Genomic DNA, 18121 nt, shown 5'->3' on the forward strand with positions numbered 1-18121 from the left:
CTTATCTTTAAGACACCCTCCAACGCAATGCCCGAAATATTCTTTTGAAAGTTATTAAAGTCTCCAATCAAAAAGATAAAGAATGATTTCTGGTAAAAGCGCCCCAAAAAAATACTGAAGAAACAAGTCTTCCCGCTTGTAAAACGCGATGAAGTAGAATTTATTCATTAGCGGTTTAATTGTGATTTGGGATAAGGATAGGAAACTACCTCGGGGCAAGCCCAAGAGGCATTTCAAAAGAAAAATATTTTGATTCGAGGCATCCTGATGCTACGGGACGGAGCATTTAAATCTCGATTATCGAGTAAACTAGAAAAAATACTTCAAAATGAAGATTGCTTATATAGGAACATATCCGCCGAGAGAATGCGGGATTGGGACTTTTACCCAAAACCTTGCGTTTGCCATGACCGCAAAAAACCATCAGGGTGAAAAAAATCATAAACGTATCATTATCGCCATGAACGATTATGATGAAACTTACACTTACCCACCCGAAGTTAAACTCACTATACGCCAGGAGCAACAAGCCGATTATTTAAAAGCAGCTAATTTTATAAATTCTAATGGCGTAGATGTTTGTATTCTTGAACACGAATTTGGAATTTTTGGAGGATCTGGCGGAGTATATGTGTTACCGCTGCTGCATCACGTTAAAGTCCCAATTATAGTAACTTTACACACAATACTTGAAAATCCTACCTATATAGAAAAGGCAATTCTGAAGGAAATATGTAAGATGGCCGATAGTATCGTGGTAATGAACCAAATGGCTATTACTTTTCTCACTTCTATTTACGATGTTCCGGGTAAAAAGATAAATCTTATAGAACACGGTGTTCCTGATATTCATTTTGACAAAAAACAATCAAAGACCGAATTTAAACTCAAGAAGAAAAAAGTAATAATGACCTTCGGTTTTATTGGTAGAAATAAAGGAATTGAAAACGTTATAAAAGCTTTGCCTCAAATAATTAAAACCCATCCAGAAATTCTATATATGGTTTTGGGAAAAACCCACCCCAATGTGGTGCGCCATTCCGGAGAAGAATACCGAAACTACCTACAACTGCTTATAAAAAATCTGAAACTTCAGGATCACGTTTTATTATTGAATGAGTTTATTGATGAAACTGAATTATTTAAGTATTTAGCTGCCTGCGATATCTATATAACCCCATACATTAATGAAGCCCAAATCACCAGCGGTACGCTTACCTATGCTATGGGCGCTGGCTGTGCGGTTGTTTCCACTCCTTACTGGCACGCGGCAGAATTATTACAGAATGGTAAAGGCCGCCTTTTTAATTTTAATGATCCAGACGACCTTGCTTATACGCTTAAAGAATTATTAGATAATCCAGATAAACTTAAGGAAATTCAAAGCAAGGCTTTTAAATATGGCAAAGAGATTAAATGGCCCAAAATAGGGGAGAAGTATATAGATCTTGCTCAGGAAATTTTGAAATCCCCTAAAAAGGAAATTTTAAATGAAGAGGGAACTTTAATAGATCCTTTAATTTTGCCACCATTTTCACTGGCGCATATAAAAAGATTAACTGATGATACAGGAATTATCCAACACGCAAAATTTGGAATTCCTAATCTTAAAGAGGGTTATTGCCTGGATGATAACGCCAGGGCATTACTCATGTCTTTGATGGCTTTTAATCAAAAAAAAAATTCTTTAGCGCTGGAGTTAATGCCAGTTTACCTGAGTTATATCCACTATATGCAAAATGAAGATGGGACATTTAGAAACTTTCTAAGCTTTAATCGAAATTTTTTAGACACAACTGGTTCCGAAGATTCCTTTGGAAGAACTATTTGGGCCCTGGGATATTTAATTGGAAACGCTCCTAATGATGCCTATTATCAAAATGGAAAATTGGTGTTTTTTAACGCAGTACCAAATTTTGGGAAATTAAAATCTATTCGAAGCATCGCTAATACGATCATTGGGATTTGTTACTATCTTAAAAGTAACCCGGCAGATGAAGAAATGATTACTCAGCTAAAAAACCTAAGTTCGAAACTAATTACGCATTATGAGCAAAATAATACTGAAGACTGGAAATGGTTTGAAAATTTACTTGCCTACGATAATGGAATTTTACCTTTAGCGCTACTTCACGCTACCCAAATTTTGAACGATGATTATATACAATCTGTGGCTCTGGAAGCGATGAATTTCCTTACCGAACAAAATTTTAACAACGGATATCTTTCAATTATAGGCAATAAGAAGTGGTATGTAAAGGACCAGGAAAGATCAATGTTCGCACAGCAACCGGTAGATGCTTTAGCTATGGTACTTATGTATTATCAAGCTTTTTTACTGAAAAAAGATAAAGAATATCTAAATAAATTATTCCTTTCTTTTATGTGGTTTTTAGGCGAGAATGATTTGCGAATGAGCCTTTATGACTTTGATACAAAAGGATGCTGTGACGGTATAGAAAATTATGGAGTAAATAGAAACCAGGGCGCAGAGAGTTCTTTGGCTTATTTAATCTCGCACCTTACCGTGCTTAAAGCTTATGAAGAACTTTATCAAACCAAGGAATTTAAAGCTGCCAATCCTTCAAAAATAATGGTTAATTCCTGATGAAGATTGCGATTTTAGCTCCAATAGCCTGGCGTACACCACCTGAAAAATATGGTCCCTGGGAACAGGTAGCTTCAAACATTACTGAAGGGTTAGTGGAAAAAGGTTATGATGTCACACTTTTTGCCACAGCAAATTCCATTACCAAAGCAAAACTGGAATGGGCCTGCAAATTACCTTACGAAGAAGATAAGGAGAACGATCCAAAAGTGGTGGAATGTTTACATATAAGTCATTTAATGGAGCAAGCCGGGCGATTCGATATTATTCACAACCATTTTGATTTTCTTCCTTTAAGTTATTCCGGGTTAATTAAAACGCCAATTATTACTACAATTCACGGCTTTTCCTCACCCAAAATGATTCCGGTTTATAAGAAATATAATAATTCAACTTCCTACGTCTCTATTTCAGATTCAGATAGAAGCGATGAGCTGGATTACCTTGCTACTATTTATCACGGTTTGGATCCTAACAATTTTACTTTTAGAAAAGAAAAAGAGAACTATTTGCTTTACTTCGGAAGAATTCATCCGCATAAGGGAGCTCACGCAGCCATTGAAATCGCGAAACGGGCTGGGTTTCGTTTAAAAATAGCCGGACTAATTCAGGATGAAGGATATTTTAATTCAAAAATAAAACCATTTATAGATAATAAGAATGTAGAATACCTGGGTAATGTGGGTCCTGAAACAAGAGATGAATTACTCGGCGGTGCAAAAGCATTATTACACCCAATATTTTTTGAAGAACCTTTTGGGCTAAGCGTACTGGAAGCAATGATGTGCGGTACACCGGTAATCGCGTTTAAAAGAGGGAGTATGCCGGAACTTATTACCGAAGGAATAAGTGGTTTTCTACCCATAAATATTTCAGAAGCGATCTTGGCGATAAAGACATTAGATAAAATTGATCCTAAAATCTGCAGAGACTATGCGGTGAAAAAATTTAGTCTGGAAACGATGATCAATAATTATATTGAAGCTTATAGAACCGTAATACAAAATAGGTCAATTAAATAATAAGAATCTAATTTTCTTTAAGGGCGGTGAATAATTCGGCTAAATTCACCACTGCATAGGTTGAAGAGTAGTCTGATAGCGCGTAGGGTAAAATAAGGCTCTGGTTATGAATTAACGCACCGCAAGAATACACCACATTAGGAACATAACCTTCCCTTTCATGCTCAAGCGGCGTAATTAGAGGTTCTTTTAGTCTGCCAATTTCTTTGGTAGGATCTTCCAGGTCAAAAAGTGAAGCGCCAATACAATAACGTCGCATTGGGCCTACGCCATGAGTGATAATTAACCAACCTTCAGCCGTCCATAATGGAGAGCCACAGTTTCCAATTTGAGTAAATTCCCAGGGATATTTTGGTTTTTGAAGAAGTATTGGGTTTTTCCATAATGTTGTTCTATCGGAAAACATGATATAGTTATTTACCCCATCAATTCTGGCCAGCATAGCATATTTTCCTTTTATTTTTGAAGGAAATAATGCTAGATTTTTATTTTGAGCCCCATCGCCGTGCAAGGGCATTACCCTGAAGGTATAAAAGTCATTGGTAGAAATAAGTTTAGGTAAAATCGTATGCCCATTGTAGGCGGTATAGGTAGCATAAACCTTTATTTCTCCATCTTCATCCATAAATTTAACAAAACGAGCATCTTCTATTCCTCTGCTTTCAGATTCTGAAATAGGAAAAATTACACGTGCCGAGAGATCAGCATCATGTTTAAATTGAATGTCATAAAAAGAATCTACCAGCCAGGTCATTTCTTCCAGTGCCATTCTTCTTTCCGCGATCATACTAGTGTCTTCTAATATTCTACGTACTTCCTGTTTTAAGGCATAATATTCAAATCTATCGGGCAGCCTATTCATAATAGCGTCAGAGAATTTTGTAGGAATATCCATTTCTGAAAGACGCTCTATAAACCGACTTTTATCATATAATTTTTTATGTGAGATCTCTGCTTTATCTATATGATTGCCAATTTTCAATAAATGCAGATCATTGTTTTTATCAAGAATACCTCTTCTGAAAACTAACGAAGAAATATGCCCTTCTCCAGTTGCTCTAAAGGAAATAATCACTCTTTTTTCACCTTCTTCTAAATAGGTTTGATCAAAATCTTCTACGATGGAAGGGTTGAAAAATGCCGCCGATTCCAACGCAAACTCCATGGTACAGTAAGAACCAATTAGCAATTTTCTATCTTCAGAAAGATCATTATAGTTCACCTGCATCCCCTCGATAATATGGCGAATATTGGAACAATGTTTAAAAAACACCTTAGAAATATTACGATGGCGCCTGGAGAATTCCCTTAGCGTTTGCTCTAAGGTTTGATTTACCTGGAAATCACTCATTGCCATTATCCTGGCGATAAGGTTTTGAGTTCTTTGATCACCATTCATAAAAAAACGTACCACAACCCGGCTGCAATCAGGCATGAACTTAACATTTTTACGCTCTACAGGAACTCTCATAATTTAAGTATAACTCCTTTAAAGATAGCTTATAACCACTTAAGAATTGTAGTTTTATATTTTTATTTTTTGCAATAAAAATTGGAAATTATCAGTTGTAGATGAAAAAGATATTTAGAAATTCTTAGGAGAATAATCACTCTTCAATTAATAGTAGCCTATTAAATTCTGAAAAATAAACCTAAAAATCTATTCTTGCCGAAAACTTTTAGTTAACCTATTCTCTTTGCCGCCCAGTAATCTCATCAATATTAATGCGGTATACTATGGGAGTAATGGAATTGGTAATTTTACTGGAAAAATCACGTATAAATCCTGGGCTTGATTTTTCTTTAGCTTTGATCACTTTTTTCACTCCTTCAGAAAAAATACGAAGCATATATTTAGCATCGATTCCTGTTAATTCTTCAAACTTGCCATGTAATAAAACAGATTTCCATTTTTCTAAATTAGTGATTTCATCTACCTGAAAGGAAACCAAGGGATTTTTGCGCATGGCATCAATCTTATTTCCCTGTCCCGAATAACTCAAAATACTATGGTGATCGGTATCAAAACAATAAGTTATAGGAATAATTTCTACTCTTTCTTTAGAGATATATCCAAGTCTGCCAATATAATTTTCGGCAAGAAATTGAGTACTTTCGGTGGAGGTAATGGTTTTCATATTAGCTAAACTTATAATGACCCTGTAAGTTAGCTCTCTATCTCTAAATAAAATATGACAAGTAACATTACAAGCTAGATTTTAGGGAACTTAACTTGAAAGATAAAAGTTATAAAAACCGAATTCTTTTTAATTAGAAGTAGCGAGTACTCTTCTTCCTTTACTTTTGGAAGTCTTGGCTTTTACCTTTTTTCCATACCAAACCAGGAAACCGGTAACAGGAAGTGAACTACAAAGTAGGCTAATTAAGAAAGCAAGAATTTTACCCGGTAATCCCGCGATGGCACCAACGTGTATATCATAATTCATTCTTAGTATTTTATCGGCTACCCCGGCTTTTTCGTAAACACCGTAAATAGTTTCAGAGGGAACTTCAGCAAGATCGTTTTGATCGTAAAATCTGTAATCTGAATCGTAGTAAATTCCGTCACTATTACTTACTTCTACGTAAATACTATGCTTTTCATCGTAGGGATAGTGAATTTCATAATTTTTCGCATCAGGAAATTTTTCTTTAAGAAAAGGCATTAATTGCCTGATAGGTTCATTTCCATCCCCGGTGCTTTTAAAACTTCCAGCCGGGTTTTCTGGAACAGAAAATACTACTTCTTTTTCTCCGCCAATGGTTTTGTAAAATCCTCCGGCAAAACTTTCAAAAGTCATTATAAGTCCAGTGAAAATAAATATCACCGCGATAAAACTGGTGTAAAAACCTATAATTTGATGAAGATCATAATTTTTTCGTTTCCATTTAGTACCTCGTTTCCATTGGAACCACGTTCGTTGCTTCCTGACTTTTTTGTTTTTTGGCCACCATAAAATAATGCCCGAAACTAACATTAGAAAGAATATAAATGTGCTCCATGCTACAATCTCACTACCTATTTCTGCAGGCAACCACAAATGCATATGCCCATCTAAAACAAAATGGAAAAATCCTGAAAGATGATCTTCTATATGTAAAATTTCGCCACTCCAGGGATGTACAAAAACCGATTTGTAAAACTCTGGTTTTTCTTCATAAAAGATTACTTCTATTGGGCTCGTGCCTCCCTGGTATAAAGTTCCATGAACATGTTTTCCGGGAAAAACATTTTGGGCTATATTTTTTACTTCCAGAGGATCTATCTCCGGATTATTTTGTGGGACAACTTCTGGAATATTAGATGTTAGGGCTTTAATTTCTTCCTGAAACGCCCACAGGCAACCGGTAATAGAAACAATAAATACAACTAAGCCCGTAGCCAGTCCTAAATATAAATGTACAGTGCGTATATATTTCCTGAACTTCTTAGTTGGATTATTCTTTCCCATCGCCACTATTTAATTTCGGCAATGCGCCGAATACTTAATTTTGGTTAGACCTTGCAAATAATATAGAATAGGTCTAAATAAATATAGAGCGAAAATAAAATCTTCTACTTAAAAGCGCAAATATTATTTAGAATTTATTTAAATAATATCTGGTTTATGGTTCTTTGGAAAATGAGTTTAAGATTTTAATTATTTTAAAATATTCGAATCAATGTATTAATCCAGATTATTTTGTTTCTTTTAATTTTTCCAGTTGTTTCATAACTTCTTCAGCTTCATAAGCTTTTTGATCACTAAGCTTTCGATTTGTGGTAGAGAGATCGAAACATTCTTTTTGTAGCTTTTGGTATTTCTCCTGTAACTTTTCTTTTTCTGTTTTCTTTTTAAACATTCCAAACATCAATCTTCTTTTTTAATATTAATTGATAATTTTTTCTTTTTGAGAAAGGTAAATAATGTTTAACTTAAATACTAATAAGTTAAACATTATATTTGATGCTAATAATGAATACTATTAGGTAAATTACTGAAATTCAGTAATATGTTGTGAGATAGTTATTTAATGGTATTTTTATAAAACTGTACTAATTACGATCCTTGATTTTAAATAATAAAAATATTCTGGTGCTTTTTGCATTTATGTTTTTTAGCTCATTGGCCTATGGGCAAATCTTCGATTTTAGTAAACCCGATCCATACAAAAAGGTTTTTGTAGAAACCGATGATTTTGGCCTTTCTTACTTGAAAGAGCTGGAAGAATCCTTGGCGAAAATTGAATTAGATACTCTTAAGTTTGAAGTTTTAAACGATCTGGCTTATTACTGGCATACCAGGAACCTCAGCACTGCACTGGAGTTTACCGAAAAAGGATTGGCACTTACTTTAGAAAAAAATAATTCGCTTTGGAATGGAAGATTCCAAATCACCCAGGCTGCTATTCTATTGCGCCAGGAAAAACTAGATGAAGCGGAGGCAGTTCTCAAAGAAGCTGAAGCCAAAGTAACAGAAAGTGACCTTGCATTTCTTAATACACAATTAGGCTATGTTTACGAACGCCGGGGCAAATTAGCAAGAGCAGCAGATTTTGCACTGGAATCTTTACGTTTAGGAGAAAAATTAAATGACAAAACAGCGATTGGAGTTGCTTACAGTGATCTAAGCAACCTGTTCTGGAAACAGGAAAAATATGAGGACGGTTTGGAATATGGTCTAAAATCACTTTCCTTTTTTGAAGAACGAAATCTAGTAGATCTTGATTATGATTTTACGCTTTACGTGGTAGGAAATAATTATTTAAGCCTAAAACAATATGATAAGGCTATGGAATATTATGAGCGTTCTATAGAAATTGGGGAGCGTTACGGTTTTTATAATAATCTAAGCGATGTTTATATTTCTCTTGTAGATTTATATGCTTTTTTAAATGAATTTGAGAAAGCTGAAGCGGCCGGCGAAAATGCTGTAAAATACGCTTATCTTTTAGATAATGCATTTATGCTAATGCGTTCTTACCTTTCGGTTGGAGAGTTACAAATTCAGAACCAAAATTATCCTGCCGCAATAACTAATATTAAAAAATCTATCGAGGTGGCTACACCAAGCTTTGGAGATGGTTTCTTCTTAAGCAAAGCCTATAACAGTCTTGGGGAAGCTTATGCGAAAAATGAACAGTATCAGGAAGCGTATAAAGCATTTTCTGAATATGATTCCCTTAATAAAATTGTATTTACCGCAGAAGCAGATCAACGTATCTCTCAGTTAGAAACCGAGTTTAATGTGGCTCAAAAAGAGAATACCATTAAGCTTCAGGAAACAAGACTCCTGCAGCAACAAACGAGTCAAAACTTTATTAGTCTTATCGCTGGCTTATTGTTCCTAATCTTATTGGTGCTATTTGTTAGTTTTAGCAATAACCGAAAGAAAAATAAACTATTAAGAAAACAGAATAAGGAGAAAGAATTTTTACTTAAAGAAATTCATCACAGGGTTAAAAATAATCTAGAAGTGGTTTCCAGTCTTTTGGCCTTGCAAACGGCTCAAATTAAAGATCCAAATGTTCAAAACGCAATGAAGGAGAGTCAGAATAGGGTATATTCTATGAGTATTATTCATCAGCGTTTATATCAAAACGATCATCTTTCTTCCATAGAAATGAAAGATTATTTCTTCAATCTTGGTAATCATATTTTGGATTCTTTTGGGGAAGAAGAACGTATTAAGATCAACTATAAAATGAAGGAATTGCACCTGGACGTAGATACGGCGGTACCTTTAGGATTAATAGTGAATGAATTATTGACGAACAGTCTTAAATATGCTTTTCCAAATAAACAAGCTGGAGAAATAACTATAGATCTGGATAAAAGATCGAATAATGAGGTACAACTCCTTGTGAAAGACAATGGAATAGGGCAAACCGAAGGTGAACCAGTAAAAGGAACCGGTTTCGGGAAAAAACTCATCAACTTGCTTACCCGGCAGTTGGATGGCACAATGCAGGTGATTTACACCTCGGGTACCCAATATTTATTTAATTTTAAAGTAAACCGACTTCCCTAATTTTTTTTAATGATAGTCAATATTTAAATGCTTCGAGCTAGTTCAATTAGAAATATATTGTGCCAAATTTTACTCGATAATCGAGATTAAATGCTCCAAGGCTTACCTCGAAATCAAATTGTATTTTCCAATTCTAAAACTTCGTGAGCTTGCTCCGAAGTAGTTTACTATTTGCTCGTAGCATCATTTAATTTTTTAGTATCTACATATTGCTGAAATGCACTAACTTTTCCATCTTTTAAAGTCCAAAGGTGAGCGACTTGTGCATTATAAGTTTTCCCTGTTTCTTTAACTTTAGCATTATAGCGAAGGGTGGCTAATACTTGATTGTTGCTCATTTCATGCAGTTCGATGCCTTCAAGCTTGAAGTAATCGTGTTCCGCTCCAACTCTTGCAAAGACTCCGTTTAAAATAGCTTCCGGACCTATATATGGGTTGCCATCGGCATAAGCATTACCTTCGGCTTCGTTCCATGTAATTTCTTTATCCATTGCTTCCAGAACGGAAGGAATATCACCCTCGGCAAAAGATTTATAGAGGCCATCAATAATTCCCGTATTTTGATTTGTACTTTCAGGTTTCATCTCCACCCGAATGAGACGTATTGGCTTTGTCTTGCTAAGATTCACGACAGAATGCGGTGCTTCCGATTCCTTGGTCATGGTTAGCGGAAAGCTTAATGGTTCCGGAAGTTTTTGAGTATCAAAAATAACCTTATCGTCATTATCATAGTCAATAAAGTCGCCGGCTTCCTGAATATATAAAACACTTGGCCATTTGTGATGGTGAAGCGGCTCTTTTTCTTCCGGCGCCAAATGAACTTCAAGTACCCTTACCTGGTCATTCTCTAATAATATTTTATGATTATTTGGAGCAGCTATCACAGCATCCAGTTCAGCTGGCCAATTAGCTGGATTGCCTGTTTTATAATCTATTTTTTGACTTTCCTCGTATTCCTGCCCAAAAGTGGCAATGGTCACTAAAAATACGGCCAGGAAAATAGCCTGGTTTTTAAGTGTTTTCATAATTAATATGTTTTAAATTCGGTGATTTTTCATTTAGAATAACTCCTTAGAGTTTCTTTTACCGGCCTGAACTGAATACCTAAATCTGTTTTTGCGAGATCGTTTTTATAAACGATTTCTGCTTTTTCTTTGGGTTCTTTATGGTTCAGCATTTGGTGAATATCCCATACTTTATAGGTTTCACTCGATAAAAGATAATCTTTGCAGTGTAACCCTTTTTTTGCGGCCACCTGGTATGTGGCATTAGCCACATCTTCAACATCTACCACGGCAAAAGGAACATTATTATCGTACAGCCTTTGAATAAAATCATCTGGCGCCAATTTATTTTTTATAAGAAATTGCAGGCCGGTAGAGGTGGAGTCCTCTCTATTAGACAAAGATTTGCCCATAACCATTACGGGGGAAACAGAACAAATTTCAAATGGAAGATCCGGGTTATCTGCAATGAATTTCTCAACGACCTGGTTTGCAATAAATTTGGCTTGAGAGTATGGATGGCTATCTTCACTGGTGTACCTGTCCTCTTTTTCATCAAAAGTATCGGAAAAGCTCTTGCCACCCGCAGGCATAGGGAAATTGGTATTCCAGGCTGCAGCAGAGGCAATAAAAACTACTTTTTCAGTATTTGAAGTTTCTCTTATTGCTTCAATAAAATTTTGGGTTCCTTTTATAGTAGGATCAAAAAGTTCAGTTTGCGGGTCTTTTACATCCAGTTGAAACGGGGTACCACTGTGAATTACGATCTCGCAATCTTTTATAAAATCTTTTAACGGATCCAGGTCTTCCAATTTAAGAGCTCTGATGTTGAGGTTTTCTGAATTTTGAAGATCAAAAAGATGCTGATATTTTTCGCTCTTATGGATATTGGTTACCGAGACTTTTACCTCGTAGCCTTCTTCCAAAAATTTCCTGGTTATATAGCTTCCAATAAAGCCTGAACCACCTATAATTCCTACCGTTTTCATCATCATAGCATTTTAGTAAGTCGTAACTGTTTTCACAGTTAATTCCCTGTTCTTTCTTCTGAAGAACTTAATTCATCTGCCTGCTGGATATCTTTTATTATTTTTGAAACATCCCAGTAACCAAACTCTTTTACAATTTTCCCGTTAACAAACTGTGCAGTAATATGGGTGGGAATTTGATACACTTGATTATTTGTTTTAAAAGTGCCCTCCCAAAGGCCCCAAAAGTTCACCCAGGTTTCACCTTTATCGTTCACGATCATTTCATATTCTGACGCATCATCTACAAAATCCCAGCTAGAAAATTGAGACGCATCTTTTTTGTTTTCAGCTAAGAATTGCGTCAGGTTTTTTCCTTCTTCTTCCGTTACATTGTTCATTATTTTAGCTGTATCGCTATAATGTGCTACCATAGATTCCCAATCCCTATCTTCATAATCTTCCAGTACTTGTTTGTAAGTTTCTATTTCTGGTGACTGCTGGGTGTAGCGTGTGCGTTGTTGGCTACAAGCTATAAATATGACTATTGCAACTCCTAATGACATTAACTCTTTCATGACTTTTCGTTTTAATTATTCTAAGAAACCTATTATTTTACCATTCTTTAAAGACCAGGAATGTTTAAAACTCGTATAGATGTATTCACATTCTGATGCTTTGCGCTCCTTCACTATTCCGGTTACCAAAACCTTATTTTTATCTGATAACTCAAAATTTAGATTCTTAAATAGAATGCTTTGCCATTCATTTTTTAAAATTCCGCCAAGCGTAATATTGTAATTGGTTTTCTTTACACTTTCTATTTCATCCCAATCTATACTGTTCGTTATAGCTTTAATTTCATTTGACGTAGCATTCTTATTTTGTAAAACTTCGTATAGCTGTTTTACCAAATTCTGATCAATTTTCTCTTGTCCCTGCAAATAGTTTGAAGTAAACAAGCCAATAAGTAATGAGATGAAATAGAGGTGTAAGACTTTCATAGCTGTGTATTTAATTAATTGGAGCTGTTATAAGCTAGATCTGGACGCATACGGCCTGTTTTAGATTCATATTTATGAACATATTGCATGAGATCATCAAATAATTTCTCACCCTCTTCTCCAAGCAGTTTATCTGTTTCTTCAGAAGTTTTAGCATAGGATTGCGCATCTTTGGCTGAAATCACCACGAGGTAATAATCTCCAGTACTTCCAAAACCATTGCGATAAATTCTGAAATGTTGTTTAGCACCTTTTGTTTCATAAAGGGATTTAACTTCCTTCATCTTGTCTCTAAGGTTTGCAATATTTTGTGGTGTCACGTGAAAGAAATGCCACTTCCGGTAATCTTCTCCCTCGGTATTTGTGGTAAGACCATTGGGCATATAAGACATATCGTCTATTAAATGTACCATATAATTTCGATGGGTATCATAGCATTTATCAAATCGACTAAAAATAGCCCTGAAGTTTTCTTCTCCCATTTTTTCGGCTAAAGGAGCCATAGGATTTTTGTCAAAATCGGCCATGCTATTTATGGGAGCTATAGTTAAATAGGTTCCGCCATCAATACGCGCTGTAGCCCAGTCTGCCTCTTTAAGATCGTGTTCCTTACAGGCTTTAATAAAATCTTTGGTAACGGCTTCATATTCTTTCAACATAGAAGGTTTTACCTGATCTTCATGTACCCAGTAGGCCTGATTCCCATTTTGCGAAAATAGATTTGGAGTTTGCAATAGTACGATTGCAAAAAGCACGGCAATAAAATTTAGATTTTTCATAATTTCCTGATTTAAAATTAATTGTTAAGTCAATTTAGTTTAGGAAATATCTGAAAACAAGTGAGTTAGGATGAATAGGGTAGAATACTGTCCTAAAAGACATTATATTTATCCGGGGGGTTAAATAGTTTGCAGTCTTTTTAAAAGTTCCGGTCGCATGCCTTTAGCCATAGGGATTGCTTTTTTTGCAATTACAACGTGGGTACCGGCTATCTCGTCTATCCTGGATAAGTTGATAATGTAAGATCTATGAATTCTGAAAAAATGTTTTTCAGGAAGTTTTTTATCCATATCCTTAAGTGTAGTCACCAGCAAGTATTCTCGTTCTGTAGAGTAAATTCTGCAATAATTCCGTTCGGCTTCAATATATCTAATGGCTTTAATATCAACTTTAACCATAGAATCCTGGTGTCTTATAAAAAGACATTCTTTTAAAACGAAAGTAGCGTTTTCGGTTTTAGCTTTGTGTGCGGGAGTAGCAATATTGCATTTTAACTGATTAACAGTGAGTTCTATACTTCTCTGCAAATCCAGCTTCTTAAATGGTTTTGAAATGAAAGCATAGGGATTAGTAGTTTTAGCTCGATTAAAGTGGGCTTCATCGGCATTGGCGGTAAGGTATATAATAGCCAAATTTGGATAAAATTCCTGCATTTTTCGAGTAGTTTCTATTCCATCTAATTTGCCTTTAAGTTGAATATCTACTAATACAATATCTGGGACATTATCTTTCAGGTGATTTAAAGCATCTTCTCCTCTAGGAACAACTCCTGAAACTTCGTAACCCATTTCTGTAAGTTGAAGAGAAATATTTGCGGCAATAATCATTTCGTCCTCAACAATTAATATTTGCACCGGTTGAATCATCGAGTACTTTTATTGTTCTCATATGAGTTTTATTTTTTCCAAAATAGGACTAAGCAGTTTCTCTGATCTAAAATTCAGAAAAATCTGCAGTGCAGGTTAGTATAATTTGGGGTGGAGCTTTCTGAAATCTTGTATAGCAGGCTTTTTCAGGACTTATAATCTAATTTAACGATTTTTCTCAAACTTTAACTCGCAGATTATCAATAAATTATTTTTCTTCAATTCGTTTTACCGAATAGGAGAATATTATATTTGTACAAGTACCCCCGAAGCTGCGGCCAATATTAGTTGCGATGGCTGCACCTTCCAGGCCCATAGCCGGAAAAGGACCCCAGCCAAAGATCAGCAAGGGATCTAAAACAATATTGATTCCATTGGCGATTCCCAATACCCACATTACTATAGCTGCATCTCCCGCCCCGCGAAACACCGCATTAATAACAAACAATAACAAGATCACCACATTTCCTCCAAGCATCCATTGCAAATAAGAAGTGCCATAAGTAAGTGTCCAGGAGTCTGCTCCCATAAGGGCTAAAAGTTCCTCAGCATAGAAAATACCTGCTATGGAAAATGGTATCGCAGATAAGATGGCAAGGATGATAGATTGCACTGCAGATTCAGATGCATTTTCTCCTTTCTTCTCACCGATTCGCCTGGCGATGATGGCAGTTACTGCCATAGAGAGTCCCATTCCAATGGAATACAACAAAAATAAATAGGTTTCAGTAAGACCTACGGTGGCTACAGCTGAGGCTCCCAGTTTACCAACAAAATAAATGTCAACCAGGGCAAAGGTTGATTCCATTACCAGTTCAAGAATCATAGGAACAGCCAGAAGAAAAATAGCTCGTTTCAGGCTGATCGTAGTATAATCTGCCTCGGTGCCTTTAATTGCCTCTAAAAGTGCTTTCCAAAGATTTCTTTTAGGAGACTTTACAGGTATGGAGTGAGTACTTTTTTCCATATCCCAAAGGATTAAATAAAAACCTGGTTTTATAGGAAAGGTAATTCAAAATATCATTGGTGTAATTATATGTTTAAAAAAAGTTTAACGATTGTAGATCCCGTATTTACTTAGCATCTGCCTACATTCTACTTTTAAAATCAAACAGTAATATTTGACTACATTTTTCTTCCTTTTTCCATATCTACTCAAAAGATCATTATAGCTCTTCGGTATTGGATCATTAGGCCAGATTACAAGACATAGTTCTAAAAATTTGTTGCCAGGAAAAATACTAGCCATTCAACATTAAAATTATTTTTTAAACCAACAATACTTATTATTATGAAAAACATGGACAATCCAGATAATCTGTCTAAGTGCCCATTTAGAGGCACCAGGATTGGTGGGGCTATTGGAACTTCACCACAACTAGATGACTGGTGGCCTAACAGATTACAGGTAGAATTGCTTCACCAGGAACAACCCGTTGCAAACCCTTTAAGCGATGAAAATTATAAGGAGGCTTTCAATAAAATTAACCTTCAGCAACTCAAGAAAGAAATAAAAGCAATGCTGGTCGATTCCAAAGACTGGTGGCCGGCCGATTATAATAATTACGGCCCTCAAATGATTCGTATGGCCTGGCATTCTGCCGGGACTTATCGTATTGCAGATGGTCGTGGAGGAGCTGGGCAGGCGCTGCAACGTTTCGGTCCAATTAATTCCTGGTGGGACAATGGAAATATCGATAAATCCCGAAGACTCCTTTGGCCAATTAAACAAAAATACGGAGCTTCTCTGTCCTGGGCAGATCTTATTGTACTCACCGGAAACTGTGCTTTGGAGATCATGAATTTCCCAACATACGGTTTTGGAGGTGGGCGTCGCGATGCCTGGGAACCTGATCGCAGTACTTATTGGGGACCTGAATTCTGGAACGGTAAACCCTTTAAAGAATCTAAAGTTGGTGAATATTACGACGGGCACCCTGAGGAGATGGTAACCCAGAATTTACGTTGGAAAGGAGAGCCATCAGATCCAAACCGTGACCTAGAGAATCCGTTAGCGGCAACACACCAGGCTTTGATCTATGTAAATCCGGAAGGTCCCGGCGGAAATGGCGAACCTAAGGATTCCGCAATGGCCATTCGTGAATCTTTTAAGCGTATGGCGATGAACGATGAGGAAACCGTTGCTTTGATTGCAGGTGGACATGCCTTCGGAAAAAGCCACGGAATGGCAAGCGCAGATAAAATTGGTCCTGCTCCAGAAGCCGCACCATTGCAGGCTATGGGAATGGGCTGGCAAAATTCTGAAGGAACCGGTTTTGGAAAGTATACCATGACCAACGGAATTGAAGGTTCCTGGACTCCAGACCCTACAACCTGGGATAATAATTACCTGATCAACCTTTTCAAATTTGAATGGAAGAAGACTGAAAGTCCTGCCGGAGCAGTTCAATGGACTCCTGAAGACGCAAATGCGCCAAAAACGCCAGATGCTCACGAGGAAGGAAAGATGAACGATTTGATGATGATGACCTCGGATATCGCTCTCAAAGTAGATCCAGCTTATAATGAAATCTGTCAAAAATTCCTGAATGACTTTGAGTATTTCACCAATGCATTTTCAAAAGCCTGGTATAAATTGACCCATAGAGACATGGGACCAAAAGATCGTTACCTGGGGCCGGAAGTTCCAGAAGAAGATTTAATATGGCAGGATCCAGTACCAAAAAGAGATTATAACATTATTGAAGAAGTCGATATTTCAGGCCTAAAACAACAAATCCTAGACAGCGACCTGTCGGTTTCGGCATTGGTTTCAGCAGCCTGGTCTTCTGCGGCTATTTACCGTGATTCAGATAAACGTGGCGGGGCCAATGGTGCTCGTATCGCTTTGGAACCACAAAATAGCTGGGATCTAAACAGACCTGATGAACTCAATAAAGTTTTGTCAACTCTAAAATCTATCAAAGAGGATTTCAATGGGAATCAGTCTGAAAATAAAAAGGTTTCCCTGGCAGACCTTGTAGTGCTTGGAGGTTGCGCAGCTATTGAAAAAGCGGCCAATGAAGGTGGTTTCAGTGTAAATGTACCTTTTACTCCAGGCCGTACAGATGCCACTTCAGAGCAGACCGACGTGGAAAGTTTTGACTGGCTGAAACCGGTTTCAGATGGTTTTAAAAATTATCACAATGATAAAGTGGGTTACAACGTACCTGCTGAAAGAATCTTCCTGGATCGCGCACAGCTACTTACGCTAAATGCACCGGAATGGACTGTTCTAACTGCCGGCCTTAGAGTTTTGGATCAAAATTTTGATCACTCCAAACACGGAGTTTTTACTGATCGTCCTGGAACTTTAAGCAATGATTTCTTTCAGGTTCTTTTAAGTATGGACTATGAATGGGTTCCGCAGAACGACAAGGAAATGCTTTTTGACATTAAAGATCGGGAGACTGGAAATATTAAATATACAGCGACCCGTTGTGACCTGATTTTTGGATCTAATGCCCAGTTGCGAAATATCGCTGAAGTATATGGTGCTGAAGATGGAAGAGAGCGATTTGTAAAAGATTTTGTGAAAGCCTGGGATAAAGTAATGATGCTGGATAGGTATGACGTTAAAGACGACTAAACTTCATTCTCCTTAATTTTAAAACCCGGTATTATCAGTGATAGTATCGGGTTCTATAGAAAAGAACTAAATTAGTTTCCATAAAAAGCAAAATCGTTAAGATGATTTTGAGATGGAGGAGATAATATTCTCGTAATCATTACATCATTCTTGAGATAAAAATTTTTACCTTTTCTAGCTAAAAGTAGTTTAGATATGGAATTATGTTGTTTTTGAAATAAACTTCATTATAGTTTTTAAGAGCAAAAAAGGTAACAAATTGAAAAAAA

General features: G+C 36.4%; 15 protein-coding genes. 4 read left to right on the top strand and 11 right to left on the bottom strand.

The window, feature by feature from the left end; translation table 11 throughout:
- Positions 1 to 328 precede the first annotated feature (328 nt).
- Both FG27_RS12725 and FG27_RS12730 read left to right on the top strand, forming a co-directional pair.
- On the top strand, positions 329 to 2608 hold the full coding sequence (locus FG27_RS12725) for a glycosyltransferase family 4 protein (protein ID WP_051935850.1): 2280 nt from the start codon (positions 329 to 331) through the stop codon (positions 2606 to 2608).
- Complete coding sequence (locus FG27_RS12730) at positions 2608 to 3630, top strand: glycosyltransferase family 4 protein (protein ID WP_037319681.1); 1023 nt, start codon at positions 2608 to 2610, stop codon at positions 3628 to 3630. The genes FG27_RS12725 and FG27_RS12730 overlap by 1 nt, the downstream gene beginning before the upstream one ends.
- A gap of 7 nt (positions 3631 to 3637) precedes the next feature.
- Here the strand turns inward: FG27_RS12730 and FG27_RS12735 are convergent, their stop codons facing one another.
- The 4 genes from FG27_RS12735 to FG27_RS19140 all read right to left on the bottom strand — a co-directional run bounded on the left by FG27_RS12735 (position 3638) and on the right by FG27_RS19140 (position 7482).
- Positions 3638 to 5101: a glycoside hydrolase family 130 protein gene (locus FG27_RS12735; protein WP_037319684.1), complete on the bottom strand. Its 1464-nt coding sequence runs from the start codon at positions 5099 to 5101 to the stop codon at positions 3638 to 3640.
- Positions 5102 to 5318: 217 nt separating this feature from the next.
- Complete coding sequence (locus FG27_RS12740) at positions 5319 to 5768, bottom strand: pyridoxamine 5'-phosphate oxidase family protein (RefSeq protein WP_037319687.1); 450 nt, start codon at positions 5766 to 5768, stop codon at positions 5319 to 5321.
- Between the two features lie 129 nt (positions 5769 to 5897).
- On the bottom strand, positions 5898 to 7082 hold the full coding sequence (locus tag FG27_RS12745; protein WP_037319689.1) for a PepSY domain-containing protein: 1185 nt from the start codon (positions 7080 to 7082) through the stop codon (positions 5898 to 5900).
- A gap of 226 nt (positions 7083 to 7308) precedes the next feature.
- Entirely contained in the window at positions 7309 to 7482 is a 174-nt protein-coding gene (locus FG27_RS19140) for a Lacal_2735 family protein (protein ID WP_037319691.1), read from the bottom strand.
- 197 nt (positions 7483 to 7679) lie between these two features.
- On the opposite strand from FG27_RS19140, the gene FG27_RS12755 reads away from it, so the two are divergent.
- Positions 7680 to 9641, top strand: coding sequence for a histidine kinase dimerization/phosphoacceptor domain -containing protein (locus tag FG27_RS12755; protein WP_231563318.1), 1962 nt, complete (start codon positions 7680 to 7682; stop codon positions 9639 to 9641).
- Positions 9642 to 9808: 167 nt separating this feature from the next.
- On the opposite strand, the gene FG27_RS19400 is transcribed toward FG27_RS12755, so the two are convergent.
- From FG27_RS19400 to FG27_RS12790, 7 genes are all read right to left on the bottom strand, one after another.
- Positions 9809 to 10666, bottom strand: a complete 858-nt coding sequence (locus FG27_RS19400; protein ID WP_231563319.1) for a nuclear transport factor 2 family protein — start codon at positions 10664 to 10666, stop codon at positions 9809 to 9811.
- A 29-nt stretch (positions 10667 to 10695) separates the two neighbouring features.
- The gene (locus FG27_RS12765; RefSeq protein WP_369794119.1) at positions 10696 to 11640 is read right to left on the bottom strand and encodes an NAD-dependent epimerase/dehydratase family protein; all 945 of its coding nucleotides are present in this window, start codon (positions 11638 to 11640) and stop codon (positions 10696 to 10698) included.
- 32 nt (positions 11641 to 11672) lie between these two features.
- A complete protein-coding gene (locus FG27_RS12770; protein WP_037319697.1) occupies positions 11673 to 12191 on the bottom strand; it encodes a nuclear transport factor 2 family protein in 519 nt (172 codons plus the stop codon).
- Positions 12192 to 12206: 15 nt separating this feature from the next.
- Entirely contained in the window at positions 12207 to 12617 is a 411-nt protein-coding gene (locus tag FG27_RS12775) for a hypothetical protein (protein WP_156101230.1), read from the bottom strand.
- 14 nt (positions 12618 to 12631) lie between these two features.
- A complete protein-coding gene (locus FG27_RS12780) occupies positions 12632 to 13396 on the bottom strand; it encodes a hypothetical protein (protein ID WP_037319701.1) in 765 nt (254 codons plus the stop codon).
- Between the two features lie 120 nt (positions 13397 to 13516).
- Positions 13517 to 14263 carry a LytTR family DNA-binding domain-containing protein gene (locus tag FG27_RS12785; protein WP_037319704.1) on the bottom strand — a complete coding sequence of 249 codons (747 nt, stop codon included), beginning with the start codon at positions 14261 to 14263 and terminating at the stop codon, positions 13517 to 13519.
- Positions 14264 to 14471: 208 nt separating this feature from the next.
- Entirely contained in the window at positions 14472 to 15230 is a 759-nt protein-coding gene (locus FG27_RS12790) for an MATE family efflux transporter (protein WP_081912620.1), read from the bottom strand.
- A 324-nt stretch (positions 15231 to 15554) separates the two neighbouring features.
- On the opposite strand from FG27_RS12790, the gene katG reads away from it, so the two are divergent.
- A complete protein-coding gene (katG, locus tag FG27_RS12795; protein WP_037319707.1) occupies positions 15555 to 17852 on the top strand; it encodes a catalase/peroxidase HPI in 2298 nt (765 codons plus the stop codon).
- Positions 17853 to 18121 lie beyond the last annotated feature (269 nt).

It is taken from the genome of Salegentibacter sp. Hel_I_6, from assembly GCF_000745315.1.
In the GTDB taxonomy this organism is placed as follows: Bacteria; Bacteroidota; Bacteroidia; order Flavobacteriales; family Flavobacteriaceae; genus Salegentibacter.